General features: G+C 31.0%; 20 protein-coding genes. 7 read left to right on the top strand and 13 right to left on the bottom strand.

The window, feature by feature from the left end:
- Positions 1-22 precede the first annotated feature (22 nt).
- From NZD85_RS00810 to NZD85_RS00795, 4 genes are read right to left on the bottom strand one after another with little or no spacing between them, the layout of a single operon-like run.
- Positions 23-1,348 carry a TolC family protein gene (locus NZD85_RS00810; RefSeq protein WP_260542774.1) on the bottom strand — a complete coding sequence of 442 codons (1,326 nt, stop codon included), beginning with the start codon at positions 1,346-1,348 and terminating at the stop codon, positions 23-25.
- 16 nt (positions 1,349-1,364) lie between these two features.
- A complete protein-coding gene (locus NZD85_RS00805; RefSeq protein WP_188319933.1) occupies positions 1,365-1,652 on the bottom strand; it encodes a cupin domain-containing protein in 288 nt (95 codons plus the stop codon).
- The gene (locus tag NZD85_RS00800) at positions 1,649-2,104 is read right to left on the bottom strand and encodes a hypothetical protein (RefSeq protein WP_260542773.1); all 456 of its coding nucleotides are present in this window, start codon (positions 2,102-2,104) and stop codon (positions 1,649-1,651) included. Before NZD85_RS00800 ends, NZD85_RS00805 begins: the two co-directional genes overlap by 4 nt.
- 12 nt (positions 2,105-2,116) lie before the next feature.
- Positions 2,117-2,713, bottom strand: coding sequence for a TetR/AcrR family transcriptional regulator (locus NZD85_RS00795; RefSeq protein WP_225541491.1), 597 nt, complete (start codon positions 2,711-2,713; stop codon positions 2,117-2,119).
- Between the two features lie 319 nt (positions 2,714-3,032).
- On the opposite strand from NZD85_RS00795, the gene NZD85_RS00790 reads away from it, so the two are divergent.
- A complete protein-coding gene (locus NZD85_RS00790; RefSeq protein WP_260542770.1) occupies positions 3,033-4,478 on the top strand; it encodes an FAD-dependent oxidoreductase in 1,446 nt (481 codons plus the stop codon).
- A 76-nt stretch (positions 4,479-4,554) separates the two neighbouring features.
- On the opposite strand, the gene NZD85_RS00785 is transcribed toward NZD85_RS00790, so the two are convergent.
- Positions 4,555-5,016: an Lrp/AsnC family transcriptional regulator gene (locus NZD85_RS00785; RefSeq protein WP_260542768.1), complete on the bottom strand. Its 462-nt coding sequence runs from the start codon at positions 5,014-5,016 to the stop codon at positions 4,555-4,557.
- A 327-nt stretch (positions 5,017-5,343) separates the two neighbouring features.
- On the opposite strand from NZD85_RS00785, the gene metK reads away from it, so the two are divergent.
- Positions 5,344-6,603, top strand: coding sequence for a methionine adenosyltransferase (metK, locus tag NZD85_RS00780; protein WP_171622190.1), 1,260 nt, complete (start codon positions 5,344-5,346; stop codon positions 6,601-6,603).
- Positions 6,604-6,664: 61 nt separating this feature from the next.
- Here metK and NZD85_RS00775 read toward each other — a convergent pair whose 3' ends face one another.
- Entirely contained in the window at positions 6,665-7,042 is a 378-nt protein-coding gene (locus tag NZD85_RS00775) for a hypothetical protein (RefSeq protein WP_260542766.1), read from the bottom strand.
- 99 nt (positions 7,043-7,141) lie between these two features.
- Complete coding sequence (locus tag NZD85_RS00770; protein ID WP_171622192.1) at positions 7,142-7,525, bottom strand: hypothetical protein; 384 nt, start codon at positions 7,523-7,525, stop codon at positions 7,142-7,144.
- Between the two features lie 145 nt (positions 7,526-7,670).
- On the opposite strand from NZD85_RS00770, the gene fabG reads away from it, so the two are divergent.
- Both fabG and menD read left to right on the top strand, forming a co-directional pair.
- Entirely contained in the window at positions 7,671-8,414 is a 744-nt protein-coding gene (fabG, locus tag NZD85_RS00765) for a 3-oxoacyl-[acyl-carrier-protein] reductase (protein WP_171622256.1), read from the top strand.
- Positions 8,415-8,496: 82 nt separating this feature from the next.
- Positions 8,497-10,167, top strand: coding sequence for a 2-succinyl-5-enolpyruvyl-6-hydroxy-3-cyclohexene-1-carboxylic-acid synthase (gene menD, locus NZD85_RS00760; RefSeq protein ID WP_171622193.1), 1,671 nt, complete (start codon positions 8,497-8,499; stop codon positions 10,165-10,167).
- A 40-nt stretch (positions 10,168-10,207) separates the two neighbouring features.
- On the opposite strand, the gene NZD85_RS00755 is transcribed toward menD, so the two are convergent.
- The 4 genes from NZD85_RS00755 to NZD85_RS00740 form a co-directional block, all read right to left on the bottom strand.
- Entirely contained in the window at positions 10,208-10,621 is a 414-nt protein-coding gene (locus NZD85_RS00755) for an SRPBCC family protein (RefSeq protein ID WP_260542763.1), read from the bottom strand.
- A 3-nt stretch (positions 10,622-10,624) separates the two neighbouring features.
- Positions 10,625-12,943 (bottom strand): hypothetical protein, encoded by a 2,319-nt coding sequence (locus NZD85_RS00750; RefSeq protein WP_260542761.1) that lies wholly within the window; start codon positions 12,941-12,943, stop codon positions 10,625-10,627.
- Positions 12,944-13,009: 66 nt separating this feature from the next.
- Positions 13,010-13,765 carry a peroxide stress protein YaaA gene (gene yaaA, locus NZD85_RS00745; RefSeq protein WP_171622196.1) on the bottom strand — a complete coding sequence of 252 codons (756 nt, stop codon included), beginning with the start codon at positions 13,763-13,765 and terminating at the stop codon, positions 13,010-13,012.
- A gap of 21 nt (positions 13,766-13,786) precedes the next feature.
- Complete coding sequence (locus tag NZD85_RS00740; RefSeq protein WP_260542759.1) at positions 13,787-14,407, bottom strand: L-threonylcarbamoyladenylate synthase; 621 nt, start codon at positions 14,405-14,407, stop codon at positions 13,787-13,789.
- Between the two features lie 290 nt (positions 14,408-14,697).
- Here NZD85_RS00740 and NZD85_RS00735 point away from each other — a divergent pair, with 290 nt between their 5' ends.
- Entirely contained in the window at positions 14,698-15,438 is a 741-nt protein-coding gene (locus tag NZD85_RS00735; protein WP_260542758.1) for a hypothetical protein, read from the top strand.
- Positions 15,417-15,992, top strand: a complete 576-nt coding sequence (locus NZD85_RS00730) for a T9SS type A sorting domain-containing protein (protein ID WP_260542756.1) — start codon at positions 15,417-15,419, stop codon at positions 15,990-15,992. The genes NZD85_RS00735 and NZD85_RS00730 overlap by 22 nt, the downstream gene beginning before the upstream one ends.
- A 50-nt stretch (positions 15,993-16,042) precedes the next feature.
- On the opposite strand, the gene NZD85_RS00725 is transcribed toward NZD85_RS00730, so the two are convergent.
- Together NZD85_RS00725 and NZD85_RS00720 are read right to left on the bottom strand one after the other, a co-directional pair.
- Positions 16,043-17,014, bottom strand: coding sequence for an N-acetylornithine carbamoyltransferase (locus NZD85_RS00725; RefSeq protein ID WP_188319928.1), 972 nt, complete (start codon positions 17,012-17,014; stop codon positions 16,043-16,045).
- Between the two features lie 88 nt (positions 17,015-17,102).
- On the bottom strand, positions 17,103-17,984 hold the full coding sequence (locus tag NZD85_RS00720; RefSeq protein WP_260542753.1) for a DUF72 domain-containing protein: 882 nt from the start codon (positions 17,982-17,984) through the stop codon (positions 17,103-17,105).
- 182 nt (positions 17,985-18,166) lie between these two features.
- Between NZD85_RS00720 and htpG the strand changes: the two genes are divergently transcribed.
- A complete protein-coding gene (gene htpG, locus NZD85_RS00715; RefSeq protein ID WP_260542751.1) occupies positions 18,167-20,044 on the top strand; it encodes a molecular chaperone HtpG in 1,878 nt (625 codons plus the stop codon).
- Positions 20,045-20,183: the final 139 nt, after the last annotated feature.

Genomic DNA, 20,183 nt, shown 5'->3' with positions numbered 1-20,183 from the left:
TAGCGCATTTAGTTTACTACGTTTAGTTTTTAATGATTCCTTTCAGTTTTTTTATTTCTAAATCAGCTTTTAAATAATCCATTATAGCCAATAAATAATTTTGCTGCGCTTCTCTAAGTGCATTGTCTGCCAATAAAATATCCGTTAATGTTGCAACACCTTGTTTCTGTTGTAGAATTGATTGTTCGTAAATTGACTGGGCTAAATTTATTTGATTTTTAGTGTTGATGATTGTTTGTTGTGCCATCGTTTTTTGTCGTTCACTATTCTCTATCTCTACTCTATTTTTATCATCAATCAATTGCGCTTGCAGTTCGTTATTACTAATTTCTAATTTTTTCTGATTGATCTTTTGAAGAGTAACCGTTCCGTTGAAAATTGGATAATTGAGTTGTAAACCTACAAAGCCAATGGGATAAAATTTAAGAAAATTATCTGGTGCTTTATCATAACCAAAACCTGTTGTTCCATACGAAGCAACCAAATTAATTGTCGGAAGAGTTTTTGATCGATTTAAAACAGTTAATTCATTGTTTAATAACTTATTATAAGCTTTGACAATTTCAAAATCAACTGTATTTTCTCTTGTATAATGGTTCAGCTGTTGTTCTTCTAATTCAGCAATTACGTCCACATCTTGTTCCATAGGAATTCCAATATTCAATTTCAACATATTTAATATTGAACTGTATTTATTCGATACATTTTCCTTTTGTGTACTAAGTTGATCAGCTTGCAATTGTATTTTACTAACATCTGTTCCTTTTGCCAAAAGTTGTTCTTTCAAAAGTTGCATATTCTTTAATAGCTTTTGTGTATTTATCCAATTACTATCCAAAAAATCAAGTTGATTTTTAAGAATTTGAGCATTGTAATACAAGGTCGTAATGTCGTATAAAACTTGTTCTTCCGATTTTTGAAATTGAAGCTGACTAAGTTCATTGGCGATTTTAGCATTCTCAATTGCTCCATAAACCTGTGGATTATACAAAGGCATTGTCAATCGGACATTTGCATTGATTTTATGCGGTACGCCAAATTGTATATTTCTGAATTGTCCTTCGGGCACTTGCGGATTAAAGACATTCATTGGCATCAATTGTGTAGGCAATTCTATAAAATAATTATAATCAACATTTGCTGCAATTTTCGGAAGCAAATTAGCTTTTGCTTCTTTTTCCTTGTACGTACTGATATTGATGTTGTTTTGATTGACTTTCAACGTTTTATTATGCAGAATTGCCGAATCAATGCATTGCTTTAATGTCCAAACTTCTTGTGCCTGAACTGTATGCCATCCGATAAAAAAGAGCGGAATGATCAATAGTTTGCGAGCGTTCACTAACATTTTGGAGTAAATTTTTTTATTTTAAAAGAATTAAATGTGATTTACAAGTTGCATTTAACCAATGTTTCACATGAGGTTCTATAGAAATATAATCGCCTTGTTTTAAAGTAATTTGTTGCCCTTTTTCATCTTCGTAAGTTGTTATCCCACTAACGCATACAAGAAGTGCTGCTGTTTTTGTAATATGTTCTTTTAAAATAGCTTTTTCTTCTAATCGAATAGCCGTCGAAGTTCCCATTTCTCCTTTAAATAATAAAGTTGCTGAAACTTCTTTTTCCTGTTGATGTAATTCTTCTAAATTCATTTAAAATTTTTATGATAATCTTGATATGATTGTTGCAAATTTGTAACCGCATGCGTTGCTTTTGCTGAATCGGTTTCTGCTTCTAATGTTTTAACTATTTCCAAGTGTGGAAGTAACCATTTGTGCAATTCATCGTGACTCTTTCCTTTCATTGTACAACTTTTTATGAGTTTACTGTTTTCAGATTTAATTTCTTCTGCAAGTAACTTATAATCTGTACCATTCGTTTGGATATAAGTATTGACTAATTCTTCACCCTTCGATACAAAAGGTTTCATTTCTTCATTCACTTTCCATTTTTCGCCATTGTTTAGCTCGATAATATCAGAATTTTCGTTGTGCTGATGAGCTGTCTCATCTTGAACTTCTGATTGCATTGCATTTTTTTCTGATGTAGTGTTACAACTCCAAAAGAGCATGACACTCATTGCTACTACAATTGTTTTTTTCATGTCCTAAAATATTTATTGTTTCTTATTTTCAATCATTTCTAATAGAGTTTCTAAAACTATTTTTCCATCATTTACCAAATCTGTTGAATGCCCCGAAATTTTCCATTTCAGTACAGTCATTCGTATTGACCCAAGAATAATAGTTGTAAGAGTAGAAGCATTAATTCGTTTATTATACTGACCTTCTCTTTGCCCTCTTTCAATATTAGACTGCACAAATTGTTGCATTAATTCTATTATTTCAGAAACTTTATTGCTTAAACTTCCGTCAAAATGAAAAATACTTTCTGCGAAAATGACACTTACAATTGCTGGTTTTTCTGTAAATGTTTGCAATTGAGAATTAAAAATAATTCTAAGTTCTTCTTCTGCTGTTGCATTATGATTCATGATAATGGTACTGATACGCTTCTTCATTTTCGTGATGAAATAATGAAGTAGACAAAGTAAAATTTCATTCTTACTTTTGAAATGACGATACAAAGCAGGCTCCGACAAACCAATATCAGCTGCCAAAGTTTTGATGGTAAGGTTTTGAATCCCATATTTATCAATACGAGCTGTTGCTGCTTCCATGATTTCGATCTGTCGATCTGTAAAATTTTCCATCTGAATTAATCGTTTCTATTGGTTGTTAGTTAGTATTCACTCGCAAAAGTAACAACTAATAATTTATCGTACAATTATTTTTGACTTAAAACTTTTAAATCTATCTTGTATTTGATTATTTTTTTCCTTTTAACTACTATTTTCAATAAATAAAGTCAAAAAAAACAACTGTAAATCCTGGTATTGATTGTCATAAATTCAACACTACATTACTCATTTTTTTAATTTTATAAACGCACTTTTCAGCCAAAAGAAATCGTGAAATTTCTTTATTAATCTTATTTTTGCAAAATAATTTTGTCTTTAAAAAAATATAAATTTGAGTAATATAGTCAATTGGATAAGTTGTAAAGCTTGTAACGGTCATGGAACAAAAAGTCAAGGCGTTTCGAAAAAAAAACTTTTACGCTATGAATTTGCTCTCGCTCAATATAATAAAGATAAGAATACTCGCTCTGCTCCGATAAAGCCAAAAAAATCCATGCAAATTTGTACTTCATGTTCAGGTACTGGATTGACCATTCATAATGAACGTCCTGTAGCGGATGAAAACAAGTATCCACATGTTGCGATAATAGGTGCTGGAATTGGTGGTATTGCGTTAGCTTTAGCCTGTTTGCATCGACAAATTCCTTTTACTCTTTTTGAAAGAGATCGCACGTTTAATGATCGTTCGCAAGGATATGGTTTAACATTACAACAAGCGAGTAAAGAGATGAAAAAGTTTGGTATTCCTACTTTAGATAAAGGCTTAATTTCTACTTTACACTTGGCCCATACAATTGATGGTAATGTGATTGGTGAATGGGGATTAAGAAAACTAATTCATAAAGAATCTGTAGAAACAAGAAACAAGAATAAACCTACTAATATTCACATCGCCAGACAATCTTTGCGTTTAGCTTTCTTAAATCAATTAGGAGGAAATAGTCACGTTTTATGGAACCATCAATTAATTGATTATAAACTAAATGACAAGATTGAATTAACCTTTGATGTTGATGGTGTTCAACAACATTTTAATGCCGATTTATTGGTTGGTGCAGATGGAATCCGAAGTTCGGTTCGTCGAACATTGATCAAAGAAGAAATAAATCCTTTACGTTATTTGGGCTGTATTGTTATTTTAGGAATATGTCAATTAAGTGCATTAGAAAATTTAAATAATCCCTTATTAGATGGCTCAACTGTATTTCAGACGGCTAACGGAACAGAACGTATGTATATGATGCCTTATGATGAAAATGCAGTAATGTGGCAATTTAGTTTTCCTATTTCAGAGGAAGAAGCAATGGAATTAAGTAAAAAAGGAGCTAAAGAATTAAAAGCTGAAGTCGTAAAAAGAACACAATGGCATTCTCCTATTCCCCAGATTATTGCTGCAACTGAAACCGAAAAAATCACAGGATATCCTGTGTATGACAGAAATCTATTAGAACAAGATTTGTTAAAAAGTGCGGGGTCAGTCACTTTACTTGGCGATGCTGCGCATCCCATGAGTCCTTTTAAAGGACAAGGTGCTAATCAGGCGTTGTTGGATGCGTTGTTATTAGCAAAAAAGATTAAATCCGTTTGTCAAAATCAAGGAAAAAATCATGATTTGCGTAACGATATTTTACAACCTTACGAAAAAGAAATGATTGAGCGTAGTAGTGTGAAAGTCAAAAAATCGGCAGAAGCTGCAAAATTTCTGCATTCGGATATTGTTCTCAAAGAAGGAAATGTAACCTTTGGGTCGAAATGGTCTTCTAATTTAGAGCAATAACTTAAAAACAATTATATTCTAAAATAATAAAAGAGGAACCAAAATTCCTCTTTTTTCATTTTAAATTTATAACTGATTAGACCAATTGATAAGCTGTGTCATCTTTTACATCACTAATAACAAACGTACTATGAGAACTTCCAATAACTTTGATCGTTGTTAGTTTATTCACCATAAAATCTCTGTATTCGTCCATATTCTCGAAAGACATTTTTACAATGTAATCATAATCCCCACTAACATGAAAACAAGCTTGTACTTCTTTCAAATTTTGAATTTCAGTTTCAAAAATTCGAATATTACCTGCCGAATGTTGCTGTAATTTGATGTGACTAAAAACAAGTAACTCTTTATTTATCAACCTTCTATTAACTAAAGCTACGTATTTAGAAATAATTCCTGATTTCTCTAATTTTTTTATTCTTTCATGAATAGCAGTTGATGACAAGTTCAACTTATCAGATAATTCTTTGTAAGTAATTTTACTATTTTCCTGCAAATACATCAGTAGTTGTTGATCGAGAGTATCAAATTTCATTGTACAATTATTTTTTTTCTAAAGTAACAATATTAATTGAAAAATAATCTAAAAAAACAACAAAAAGTTATCATCCTTAGAAAATATATTCTAAAATTATTCGTTTTCATTATTTGTATTCTGAAATTCAATTCAATCCTCATAATAGTCTACTAAATTAATAGAACAATAATTCATCTTTTTCTTTTCTAATTCATTTTATTCATTGTATATTTGAACTCGAAAAAATCGAGAGGAAAGATTTGACTGATTGCAACCTCATAAAATAATTGCTAAAACAGGACTTCAGTTATTTCCTCCCCTCATATATCTTAAAAAAATATAGAAATGTCATATTTATTTACATCAGAATCAGTTTCTGAGGGGCATCCTGATAAAATTGCCGATCAAATTTCTGATTCAATTCTTGATCACTTTTTAGCATTTGATGCTAAAAGTAAAGTAGCTTGTGAAACCTTAGTAACAACTGGACAAGTTGTATTAGCAGGAGAAGTAAAATCAAATTCTTATATTGATTTACAACGTGTAGCAAGAGAAACTATCTCTGAAATTGGTTACACTAAAAGTGAGTATATGTTTGATGCAAACTCTTGTGGAATTTTTTCTGCAATTCACGAACAATCTCCAGATATTAATCAAGGTGTTGACAGAAATTCTGATGAAGAACAAGGTGCAGGTGACCAAGGAATGATGTTTGGTTACGCAACAAGCGAAACAGAAAACTATATGCCTTTGGCATTGGATTTATCGCACAGATTATTAAAAGAATTGGCTCATATTCGTAAATACGAAAAGGATTTATTACCATATTTACGCCCAGATGCTAAATCTCAAGTAACAATTGAGTATGATAACGACAATAAACCAGTTCGTATTGATACAATTGTTATTTCTACTCAACACGATGACTTCGCTAACGAAGAAGCGATGAGAGATAAAATTACAAATGATTTAGTTAGTATTTTAATTCCTCGAGTTAAAGCACAATTACCAGTTCATTTGCGCGATTTATTTACAGATAATATCACTTATCACATCAATCCTACAGGGAAATTCGTTATTGGAGGACCTCACGGAGATACAGGTTTAACTGGTCGTAAAATCATTGTTGATACTTACGGTGGTAAAGGTGCACACGGAGGTGGTGCATTTTCTGGAAAAGACCCATCAAAAGTAGACCGTTCTGCAGCTTATGCGGCTCGTCACATTGCTAAAAACTTAGTTGCTGCTGGTGTTGCAGACGAAGTATTAGTTCAAGTTTCTTATGCTATTGGTGTTGCTGCTCCAGTTTCATTATTGGTTAATACTTTCGGAACTGAAAAAGTTAATTTAACAGAAGGAGAAATTTCTAAAAAAGTTTCTGAAATCTTTGATATGAAGCCTTTCGCTATCGAGCAAAGATTGAAATTAAGAAACCCTATTTACAAAGAAACTGCTTCTTATGGACATTTAGGTCGTGAACCTAAAACAGTTACAAAACGTTTTGAATCAGCTAACGGACAAGATGTTGTTGAAGTTGAAGTTGAATTATTTACTTGGGAAAAATTAGACTTTGTAGATCAAATAAAAGAAGCTTTTGGCTTATAAGCTGAAATTTTTATACCCATAAAAAATCCACTCAATGAGTGGATTTTTTTTATGATTATTATTACTTTATTCCATTAACCAACCAATACGAATCACCAATTTGATAAGATATATTGATACTATCTTTTGTCATTACAATGAATTTCGTTGGTGACCAATTTACATTTCGAAGTGAATTAGAACCTGTCATTTCCATCTTAATATCCTCAATAGGATCAACATGTTTGTTATTTGCTGTTTCAAAATCAAACCTGTATAATGTGTTATTTTTTGACACTCTTACAGTACCGCTGTCCTTTACTTCAGTTCCCAAAGAATCTCGAAAAATAATAAATCGTCTTTCATATTTTTCTTTGTAAACTATATTTTGGCTATCATCTTCATTAGAACACGAAAATAAAGTCGTCAAAATGGTCATCAAAAATATACTCGTTCTCATTCAACTCTTCTTTATACATTTAACTATTTTCAGCAAAAAATATTGCACAAAAAAAGACGTTCTGTTTTAAACGTCTTTCCTTCTACATTAATTCGTTACTTATCTTGTTGCATTAGCAGTCCAAACTTTTCCATCTCTTGTATACAAAATCGTTAGTTTATCACTATCAATTCTAATGTACGAAGTCTCATCAGTACTAATACTCACTAAAGTATTATCACCTTTTTTCTCAAATTCAACTCCATTTAAATCAGGAATTTTATCCGAAAAAGCAAAATTGTATTTTGTACCACTTGCAATTTTCGTTACAAATACACTACCATTATCAGAACTTAGTCGATTATCTCCGTCAGTATAACTAATACTTCCTTTATAAGTTCCTGCAAAAAAATCATTATTTGCTGGATCATCGTCATCACTACAAGCTGCAAAAATGAATAAAGCGAAAAATGTTACCGCTAATAATTTCAATAGATTCTTCATGTTTTATATTTTTTTGGGTTTTATATGATTGATATTTTCAATTATAATACCATTAAATGTTAAAGAAAATCAATAAAGTAAATTTTAACATTTTTAACTCTCGCAAAAAATCGTACTTTTGGAACAATATATAATACCTATAAACATGAATTTATTGCAAGGTAAAACAGCAATCGTTACAGGCGCAACTCGCGGTATTGGAAAAAGTATTGCTGAAGTTTTTGTGAAAAATGGCGCAAACGTTGCCTTTACTTATGCTTCTTCTGTAGAAAAAGCTAAAGCTTTGGAAGAAGAATTGGGACAATTTGGTAAAGTTAAAGGTTATCAGTCTGATGCTTCTGATTACGAAGCGGCTCAAAAATTAGTTGAAGATGTAATTGCAGAGTTTGGTCAAATTGATATCGTAATCAATAATGCTGGAATTACAAAGGATAATTTATTGATGAGAATGTCTGTAGAAGATTTTGAGAAAGTGATTCAAACGAATCTTAATTCTGCTTTCAACTTAACTAAAGCAGTTATCAAACCAATGATGAAACAACGTTCAGGATCTATCGTAAATATGTCTTCTATTGTTGGAATCAAAGGAAATGCTGGTCAAGCAAATTATGCAGCTTCTAAAGCAGGATTAATTGGTTTTTCTAAATCAGTTGCTTTAGAATTAGGTTCTCGCAACATTCGTTGCAATGCAATTGCACCAGGTTTTATCGAAACAGAAATGACTGAAGTTTTAGACCAAAAAGTAGTTGAAGAATGGCGTAATGGTATTCCATTAAAACGAGGTGGACAACCAGAAGATGTGGCTAATGCATGTTTATTTTTAGCTTCAGATTTATCAAGTTATGTAACAGGACAAGTTTTAAGTGTAGACGGTGGTTTACATACTTAATTCTTAAAAATATCATACTTTTTGAAAGGTTTTGTTTAGTAAATTTGCTACTCAAAACCTTTTATAATTTAAGACAACTACGTTGAGAAAAATATCAAATAAATTAAATGTTCAATTGATTGCCGAAACATTTTTGGCTTTTGGAATTGATCATATCGTATTATCGCCGGGATCTCGAAATGGAGCATTAACGATGCAGTTTGCCAATGACAAACGTTTCAAAACTTATAGTGTTATCGACGAACGTTCGGCTGGATTTGTTGCGTTGGGAATGGCACAGCAACTTCAGAAACCTGTTGTCGTTTGTTGTACTTCGGGTTCGGCAACTGCAAATTATTACCCAGCGATTACAGAAGCTTTTTTTCAGAATATTCCTCTAATTGTCCTATCTGCTGACCGTCCTGAACATTTGGTAGATAATTTTGATGGACAAACCATTCGTCAAAATAATTTATTCGAAAAACATTCTGTTCACAACGTTCAATTATCAGAAAGTGAGGAAACAGATGATTTGACACGAAATATGTTGTTGACGAAATATGCATTGATTGATTGTATGCATAAATCGGCACCAATTCATATCAACATGCCATTTTCTGAGCCTTTATACGAATCTGTTTCTACGCCCGATATAGAAATTGATAACATCACAATTGATGAAAAAGTATATCCTGAAATTGATGTTATTGATTTTATGAAACGTTGGAATTCTTCGAATCGTAAAATGATTTTGGTTGGTTTGCATCATCCAAATGCCAAATTTGATTATTTGCTTAAGCAATTAGCACAAGATGATTCGGTTGTTGTACTAACAGAAGTTACTTCAAATCTTCATAATGATCGTTATTTTAATAAAATAGATCAGGTTATTTTTCCCTATTCAGAGGAAGAATTAGAAGCTTTGAAACCAGATATTCTTTTGACGATTGGACAAAATATAGTGTCTAAAAAGATCAAAAAGTTCTTGCGTGAAAAACAACCAACGCAACATTGGCATTTAGATGAATATTGGCAACCAGATACATTTCAGGCTTTAACGGACAAAATTGAAACAAAACCTGAATTCTTTTTAGAGCAATTTGTGCCATTTGTCAATCCAAAAGAATCGGATTATTATACAACGTGGAATTCGATTAGAGAAGCAAATAATATCAAACACAAAGAATATATCAATATGATTCCGTTTTGTGATTTGAAAGCCTTCGATTCTATTATTCGAAATTATCCTGAAAATTGGCAAATTCAATATGGAAATTCTACTGTTATTCGTTATGGATTATTATTTGATCACAACGATTCGAATCCTGTTTTCTGTAATCGTGGAACAAGTGGAATTGATGGCTCTACTTCTACCGCAATTGGTGCTTGCATCGCTTCTGAACAAAATACAGTAATGATAACAGGCGATATTTCATTCTTTTATGATTCGAATGCGTTATGGAATGTTAATTTACCTTCTAATTTCAGAATTATTTTGATCAATAATGGTGGTGGAAATATTTTCAAATTTATTCCTGGTCCTTCCGAAACAGATGTTGTCGAAGATTATTTCGAAACCAAACATCATTTCACAGCAGAACATTTAGCTAAAATGTATGATTTTGAATATGAAGTCATTTCAAATTTAACTGATTTAGAAAATTCTTTCAACAATTTTTATGCAGAAAGTAGTCGTCCTAAAATTTTAGAAATTGATACGCGAAACGCATCGAATGATGCTATTTTGAGAGGATATTTCTCTTTTATAAAATAGATGAAATCATATAACAAAATAACCTTCAAAAATTTGAAGGTTATTTTGTTTGCACATATTTCTTTATGTTTTGCATCATATTTATCCAAGCATTTTCTGAATGTGATCGTTCAAACTCATCAGCGAAATCTTTACCTTCAATTGATAAATACGTAAAATTACCCACAGATTTTAGATTGAAAATCACTTCAATTTCATGATCAGAGTTTTGTTTTTTGTAATTGTAACGCAATCTTTCATTCTCTAAAATAGACGTTATGAGTGCCTCATCTACAATTTTTTTATTATTCTTCTGCGTTTCAAAAATAATCTTCTCTCCTACTTTCCACTCGTTACAACTCATTTTCATATCGTCAAAACACGCACTAAATGAATCTTCATTTGTCAATACTTTCCAAATATTTTCGGCAGAACTATCTATCGAAATATTTAGCAACACTTCATCTTTTTCCATTCTTTATTCTTCTAATTTTTTATATTCTTCCAATTTATTTTTATAATTCACCGAAACTCTAATTGCCAATAACCCACTTAATCCTTGTAAATCATCTATTTCAAGATATTCGATATCATTTTTTAGAAATCCCTTTTTTATCAATAAATTAATATAATTTGTGTATTCTTCTCTCAAAATATCTTCGGTATAAATAATACAAATTTTATGTGGCTGATTGATGCGTTCATTTGAACCTTTAACAAAAGCCTTACTCAATCTTTTCTTTACGATTTCGTATTTTGCATTGTTGTATCCATTAACATCAAAGCGTTTTTCGTCTAATTTAAACAAAATATCAAGCGTCGTATTGGTTGCATATAGTAACGAAGCAACTTCCAATTTTAACGGATTATTTTTCTGAATATTTTTGTAACCTTGCTCCAAAGCAATCATCGCTTGCAATTGCCAATACCTTATTTCTCGAATATTTTGGTACGAAAATTTATTTAAAGGCGCTATACTTCGACCAACGTATAAATTATAATCAATTCCATCCGTTTTAAATCGTTCATAATAATGAGGAAAAATCTCTTGCGCATCCTTCTGAAAAGCATCCAATTTATTCGACAAAAGAGAATTTGTCATGGCAATAGACTGATCAAACTTTTTGCGTTCCACATAATATAAACCTGTGGTCGAATCTAATTTTTTCAGATATTCTTCTATAATTGATTTCTCATCTTCTTTGACATATTTCGGAATTTCGGGATGTATTTGAAAAGAAATATAATCAAATAATTCACTTTCAAAATAGATTTTATCGACATTATCAATTCGTTCTAAAAAATTTTGCAAATCTTCAATATAACTCAAGAATTTCACTTTATTCGAGCGTTTATGCAATTCTTTACAAATCAAGATCAAATAATTTAATTGATTGATATAATCCATTTTCAGACATTCATTGCGAATATTGGATGAATTTCGCACATCCAATTCACCGTAAATTGGATAAACATTTTGAAAAGAAATTTGAGATTTTTGTTTCGAATTTCCTCGATTTAATAGATGTTCCTTAGCTTTTTCTCTAAATTTCCAATCAACACTTGGGTGCAATGAAGTATATTCGGTTTGGATATAAGCGTTAATTTGATTTTCAAATTCTACCGAATAGCGGTAAATAGATTCTTCTAAAAGCGGTGTAATTTCGCGTAAAAGATTCGCATTAATTCGATTAAAAACTCCAGTTTCTTTTGAAGCAATTTCTAAAACACCAAGACATGAATTTCCATTTTTAAGTGGATAAAGAATTAAACTCTTGATTCCTGAATTTTTAGCAATTTGCAACATTTTGTCTTGAGGAAATTTCGTGAAAGCTGCATCAACACTTGAAACAACATAATAATCAGCTTTCGAAATTTTATTTTGTAAATCAGTACAAGCGATATCAGTTAATTTCAATTTTTTACGATGATCCATCAACAAACTATTATTTAATTGCAAAAGATGGCTAATCTCCAATTGATTTTTATCTGAATTGTAAGCAGAAAAACCAACCTCAAGTTCATTGATTCGAAATATTGATTTTAAAGCCGAAATAATATCAGATCTCACAATATCAAAAGGTTCTCCGTAAGATAAAAGTTTTGACTTCAAGTTAGAAAGTGCGATTTCGGTTGTGTTATCAAAAAATGATACCAAGTTAAATCCTTTGGCAATCCACGAACCAATCGGAATTTTTTTCATCCACAAGGAAGTGTCTTCGTAATTATTCAACAAGTCATCAATTTCATCTTCAGACAATTCGAATTTGTTTTCAGAAGGAAATATTTTAAAATAATCATGATTAATATCCGTTCCCAAATAGGTTTTGTAACCATTTTCATTTTCTATAACCAATTGATTGGATAAATTGAATTCTAAATTTTTATGGTAATATTTTGATAAAATAAAACAACAACAAAACTTATAGAGTGTTTCATAATCAAGGTGTTCATAATTAAATTTTAAGCTTGATGTCTTGTTCTCTATCAATTCCTTTAATCGATCGGTTGCAAATATAAATTTATCCGAAAACGGGAAAGTTATTGCTTTCAGGTTATATTTAATAAAAGGTTTTGGAATAATTTTATCGATAATTGGTTCTACATTATGAATTAATTTTTCAAAATCTTCAAATGTTTCCACTCCATCAATCAATTCTGGACGAGTTACTTTTAGGTATTCTAAAAAGGCATTAAACTCTCCAAAATTATATTCAGACGCTTCGAGTTCCTTGAATAAAGTCTCGAACGAATAAATAATTTTTATAGGTAAATTATCTATAAAAGGTTGTTCCATATATTTCTCAAAAATAACAAAAGACTACTTTTTAGCAGTCTTTAAGTTATACATATTATTTGTAAATTATCGTGTAAAAACCAATTTTTCTTCAGTAGATAAATTCTCATCAAAACGATACCCATCTACATCAAATGCTTTTACTTGATCCAATGTTTCAACATTATTTTCTGCACAATAACGCGCCATTGCTCCACGAGCATGTTTAAAATACATCATGATTTTTTTCAATTCACCGTTTTTGTAATCCTGAAATTCTACATCGATCATTGGTGCTTTTAGTGATTTTTTATCCAGAACTTTCGCATATTCATTACTCGCTAAATTTAGGATAAACTCTCCCTTCTTTAATTTTGAATTAAAAAATGACGTTAAAATTTCTTTCCAAAAACCATATAAATTCTTAGAACCATGCACATCTAATTTGGACCCCATTTCTAAACGATACAACATTACTTTATCAGAAGGTCTCAACATACCATATAAACCAGAAAGTAAAAAAGCATTTTTATTGAAATAATCTAATGCTTCTTCGTTTAACGTTTCTGCATTTAATCCTCTATAAACCTCGCCTTTAAAAGCTAAAGCTGCGGGAATAGCTTGTTTAGCTGTTGGCTTTATCGTCCAATTTTGATTACGTTCTACATTCATAGCAGAAATATCTTTCGAAATTTTCATCAATTTTTCAAGATCCTTTGCACTCATTTCTTTCATTACATCCATAATTTCTTGTGATTGTGCTAAAAATTGTGGTGTAGTCGCTCTCCATTTTGCATTCGTTTCAAGATTCATCATCTTTGCTGGAGATAATAATATTTTCATGTTTTCTTTTCTTCAAATAAATTATAAATAATCTTCAATATCACCTTTACCTTCACGCAAAACTTCTACGCCATCTGTCATATCAACAACTGTCGAAGCAACATTATCACCGTAACCGCTATCAATTACAGCATCTACTAACTTTTCCCATTTCTCAAAAATTAATTCGGGATCAGTAGTATATTCCACAATTTCATCTTCATCATAAATAGATGTTGATGCAATAGGATTTCCTAATTTTTCGACAATCAATTGCGGAACAGCATGATTCGGCACACGAATACCTACTGTTTTCTTACCTTTATAAGCGACAGGTAAACTGCGTGAGGCATTCATAACAAAGGTAAACGGACCTGGCAATGCACGTTTTAAGATTTTGAACGTACTATTGTCAATTGGTAATGTGTATTGAGATAAATGGCTCAAATCATTGCAAACAATAGAGAAATGCGACTTTTCGAGTTTAACGCCTTTCAATCGCGCTAATTTTTCCATTGCTTTAAGATTTGTAATATCACAACCTAATCCATACACTGTATCGGAAGGATAGATAATTAAACCTCCATTTTGTAAAATTTCAACCACTTGATCAATTGATTTTTCTTGTGGATTTTCTGGATGAATTCGGATATAATCTGCCATTTGTAAATCTTTATCCAAAGATACAAAATTGACAACAAATCAATTCATGTATAGATTCTTGTTTTTTATTCACCGATTGAATTAATCAATGTAAATTACGTATTTTAAAATAACCAACGTCTTTGTTAATTTAAAATTCAAGAATTTCAAAAACACATAATAAAATTTAATTAACTAATTTTCAATGTTTTAAGTTTTATAAAATCAGAATTATTATGATTATTGAATTATTTTATAAAACATATCAATGTTATAAATAACTTAGTAATAAACAATTAACACAAAATTATATGAAAAATTTTTATTCAAAATTATTATTTATAGGAGCCTTAGCACTCTCATTTTATACTAATCATGCAAATGCACAAGTTTATGCGATTGGTTCTGGGCAAACAGCAACGGATGTAACTGATGATGGAAACATTATTACATTAAACACTTCGGAAGCTAATTTCTTTTGGAGTAAAGATGAAGGAATCCAAGTCTTAAATGAAATGCCTGAAAATGTATACAATGTAGGTTCTCCAAAAGTTTCTAAAGATGGTAGTCTAATTGCTGCTTCGGTTGCTAATCCTGCAACAGATATTGTCGAAATGGGTTTATATAATTTAGCAACGGTTACATGGCAATATTTAGGTTCATTTGGACAACATTTAGATAAAGTTGCAGGATCTGTTTGGGATTTTCAGCCAGATGGTAGTAAAGTTGTAGGTTTAATACAATCAAAGGATAACAATGCGCATGCTGCTGTATGGACAAAAGAAGAAGGTTTAGTAGATTTAGGTTCAACAGTTGAAGAAAGGTTTTCCCGTATCAATGCGGTAAGTAATGACGGTAAAATATACGTTGGATGGCAAGATGGAGAAGATGGCAATAGACAGGCCGCATATTGGGAAGATAATAAACAAACAATTGTTAAAGGACCAAATGATGAATTTGTAACAGAGTTTTCTGGTGTTTCTGGAGATGGAAAATGGATGATTGGTGCATTTGGATTTTCTGCTTCAAAATGGAGCAAAGAAGAAGTCTAATTACAATTAATCACCCTAACGAAAACATCTTCTTTAGAGGAGCTTCTACTGCGACGAATAATGATGGTAGTACAATCGTTGGTTATTATAGAGGATGGCCTGGATCAGCTGCAATGGGTGAAGGGTTTATTTGGACAGAAAAAACAGGTTTAGTTAATCTGAATACATACGTAAAAGAGAATTTAGGTTACGATGACTTAGGAATAACATTCGCTTTACCATTAGGTATGTCTACAAATGGAAAACATATCGTTGGTTTGGGAAGAACAGACGATGCTTTAGTTTCATTTCTAATTACTCTACCCGATTCTGATTTAGGAACTTCCGAAATTATTAATACTAAATTTGAAGTATTCCCAAATCCAACTACAGATATTATACAAATTAAAACAAAAGGTAATTTAACTTCTTCTGTCGTCTATAATTTACAAGGACAAATAGTATTAAAGTCAACTAAGAATGAAATCGATGTATCACATTTACCAAATGGAATTTATATTTTAAAAACACTTATTGATGGTAAAGAAGCTACAAAGAAAATAATAAAAAAATAAATACAAAAGCCACTCATAATGAGTGGCTTAATTTATAAAAAAAAAATAATCTAATTATTTTTCAAAATCTCGTGAAATACAGTTTGAGCCGAATAAATACGGTTTGTTGCTTCATCAATCACAATAGAATGATCAGAATCTAATACTTCATCAGAAACAACAACATTACGACGAACTGGTAAACAATGCATGAACTTACCGTTGTTCGTCAAACTCATTTTATCCATCGTAATTTCCCAATCTTTATCTCCTCCATTTGCTTGACCATAATTCTCATAAGATGACCAGTTTTTTGCATAAACAAAATCAGCATCTTTTAATGCTTCATCTTGATCATAAGCAATTGTCGCTCCTTCTGTGAATTTCGGATCTAATTCTAAACCTTTTGGTTGAACAATTGTAAAATCAACCCAATCTACTTTAGAAAACCATTGTGCAAAAGAATTTGGAACAGCTTGTGGTAAACGACGTGGATGTGGTGCCCAAGTCATCACTACTTTTACTTTTTTTGCAGATTGAGTTCCTGGTGTATAACCTGTTTTTTCTGCAATTGTAATTAAATCTGCAAAAGATTGCAATGGATGTAACGTTGCACTTTCCAAAGAAACAACTGGCACAGAAGACAATTCTTTTACTTTATTAAACATGATTTCGTTATAATCTTCGTCACGATCTACTAATTTTGGGAATGTACGAACTCCCAAAACATCACAATATGCACTCATTACCTGAATTGCTTCCTTAATATGTTCTTGTGAATCTCCGTTCATCACAGCTCCATCTGCCATTTCTAACGTCCAAGAATCTGCTCCTGCATTCAAAACCCAAGCATTTGCACCTAAATTATATGCTGCTTTAATTGAGCTTAAACGAGTTCGTAAACTTGGATTAAAAAATATTAAACCAACTGTTTTGTTTTTTCCAACTTCTTGTTGAGCAAAAGGATTTGCTTTAATTTCTAAGGCTGTTTTTAGTAATTCGTCGATGTTTGCTACATCATAAACCGAAGTGAATTGTTTCATAAATAAGAAGAATCTTTTGATTTTATTTGTCCTACAAAATTAATGGAAACAATTTATAAAATGCGCTTATTCTACAATAATTTTTCGATCAAAACAACGTCAATTCATCTTGTGGTCCACGAATATCCAAATCTAAATCATTGTTTAATTTCTTGATGAAATATTTAGCTAACATTGGAGATTCAAGTTCCAAATTTTGATGAATAAAGAAATATAATTTTTCTAATCCTTCTGCTTTCCAAAGTTTAATTGTTTCAATCCATTCATCTAAACGCTCATAATCGGACGGAATATTAGCTCCAACAAAACGCACAAAAGCTTCTGAGGAAGTCAGTCGCATATGCACCATATCTCGCCTACCCGCTGTATCAACAATAATATTCGAAATATTATGTTCTTCTAATAATGTTACTAATCGATTAAAATTTTCTTCGTTCGAAAACCACTCTTCATGACGGAGTTCAACCGCTAACGGATAACCTTTCGAAAAGTTTTCAATGAAATTTTGAAGTTTATCAAAATCTTTTGGTGCAAAGTTTTCGTGCATTTGCAAGAAAATCATGCCTAACTTTTCTTCAAACAACGCAACAGCGTCCAAATATTGATTCAATTTATCCGTCACATTTTGCAATCTTCCATAATGACTTATACTTTGCGGAATTTTCGGAAAAAATTTGAAATCATTCGGCGTTTTATTTGTCCAAGTTTCTACAACTTCTTTAGTTGGAGAACGATAATAAGTTGCGTTCAGTTCAATACTATTAAATTGCGTTGAATAATAAGTTAATTCATCTTTTGTTTTAGGCGGATAAAAATTCTTCAAATCTTGTTTATTCCATTTTGCACAGCCTACATAGACCTCAAAATCATCAGTTTTATCAATTTTATTTAATAAGTCAATTGTTTCTTTTGGTGTTTTTGGCAATGTAAAATCAACCAATTCTGGATTTTCTACTTTTCCGAATTTCATCTTTCTAAATTTTAACCAATAATTAAGCAAATATCAGCATTTTACAAGATCTATTTTAAGACAAAATGTCATAAACCTTTCCTTTGGAATGTCTTTTGAAATTTAAAAACCAATCAACAAATCTGATGATTCAGACAATTTGCAAGAAAAACTAATTATTAAAAATAAAAAATACAATAACGATGAATAAAGGAAGTATTAATGTTTCGGTAGAGAATATTTTTCCATTAATTAAGAAGTTTTTATACAGTGATCACGAAATATTTTTGCGTGAGTTAATTTCGAATGCTTCTGATGCAACATTGAAGTTAAAACACTTAACAAGTATTGGTGATGCAAAAGTAGAATACGGAAATCCAAAAATTGAAGTAAAAATCAATAAAGAAGATAACACTTTACACATTATTGATCAAGGACTTGGAATGACAGCTGATGAAGTGGAAAAATACATCAATCAAGTGGCGTTTTCTGGTGCTGAAGAATTTATCAATCAACATAAAGATGCGGATGGAATTATTGGACATTTTGGTTTAGGTTTCTATTCTGCTTTTATGGTTGCTGATAAAGTAGAAATTATCACAAAATCGTACAAAGATGAACCCGCAGTGCATTGGACATGTGATGGATCGCCTGAATTTACATTAGAAAATTCGGATAAAACAGAGCGTGGAACAGAAATTATTTTACATATTGCTGAAGATTCGAAAGAATTTTTAGATGAATGGAAAATCCGTGAATTATTGACAAAATACAATAAATTCATGCCAATTCCAATCAAATTTGGAACAAAAAAAGAAACACTTCCTTTACCAGAAGGTGCTGCAGAAGATGCAAAACCAGAAGAAATCGAAGTAGATGATATCATCAATAATACAAATCCAGCTTGGACTAAAACGCCATCTGAACTGTCAGACGAAGATTACCAAAATTTCTACAGAGAATTGTATCCAATGCAATTCGAAGAGCCATTGTTTCACATTCACTTAAATGTTGATTATCCGTTTAATTTAACTGGAATTTTATTCTTCCCTAAATTAGGAAACAACATTAATATCGATAAAGATCGTATTCAGTTATACCAAAATCAAGTGTTTGTAACAGATGAAATAAAAGGAATTGTTCCTGATTTCTTGATGCTATTACGTGGTGTGATAGATTCTCCAGACATCCCGTTGAATGTTTCTCGTTCTTACTTACAAGCAGACGGTGCTGTGAAGAAAATTTCGGCACATATCACGAAAAAAGTAGCAGATAAAATGTCTTCATTAATGAATCAGAATCGTGAAGATTATGAACAAAAATGGAACGACATTAAAGTTGTGATTGAATATGGAATGATTTCGGAAGATAAATTCTTCGAAAAATCTGACAAATTTGCATTATATCCAACTGTAGATGGTAAATACTTTACATGGGAAGAATTGAATGCTTCGATAAAAGATAATCAAACCAACAAAGATGGAAAATTAGTTGTACTTTATTCTTCTGATGTTGATGGGCAAGATCAATACATTCAAATTGCAAAAGAGAAAGGTTACGAAATTATTTTATTAGACTCTCCTATTTCTTCTCATTTGATTCAGAAATTAGAATCAACAAAAGAAAATGTAACTTTTGTTCGCGTTGATGCAGATCATATCAATAATTTGATTGAAAAAGATGAAGTAAAAATTTCTAAATTATCGGATGAAGACAAAGAAAAATTGAAAACGGATATCACAGCGTCTATCAACAACAAATCATACACCATTCAATTAGAAGATTTATCTGGAACAGATGCACCATTCATCATTACACAATCAGAATTTATGCGCAGAATGAAAGATATGCAAGCTTCTGGTGGTGCAGGAATGTTTGGAATGGGTAATTTTCCAGAAATGTATAATGTTGTCGTAAATGCAAACTCAGAATTAGCAACAGAAATTTTAGCAAAAGAATCGAAGGAAGAAAAAGATGCATTGATTAATCAAGCATTAGATTTAGCAAAATTATCACAAGGATTGTTAAAAGGTAAAGAATTAACAAATTTTATCAATAGAAGTTTTAAGAACATAAAATAATCTCAGAACACTATATTTTAGTCGTCTTAAGCTTAAAATCCAGCACATAATGTGCTGGATTTTTATTTATCTTATCCATTATTGATGTGTTAAACTTTTTAAATTAATGCAAAATAATTTGCTTAACATGATTTTTGTC

Origin of the sequence: Empedobacter stercoris (genome assembly GCF_025244765.1) — a bacterium.
Taxonomy (GTDB): Bacteria; Bacteroidota; Bacteroidia; order Flavobacteriales; family Weeksellaceae; genus Empedobacter; species Empedobacter stercoris.
Note: the sequence above shows the minus strand (reverse complement) of the source record. Positions and strands in the feature narration are given on the sequence as shown.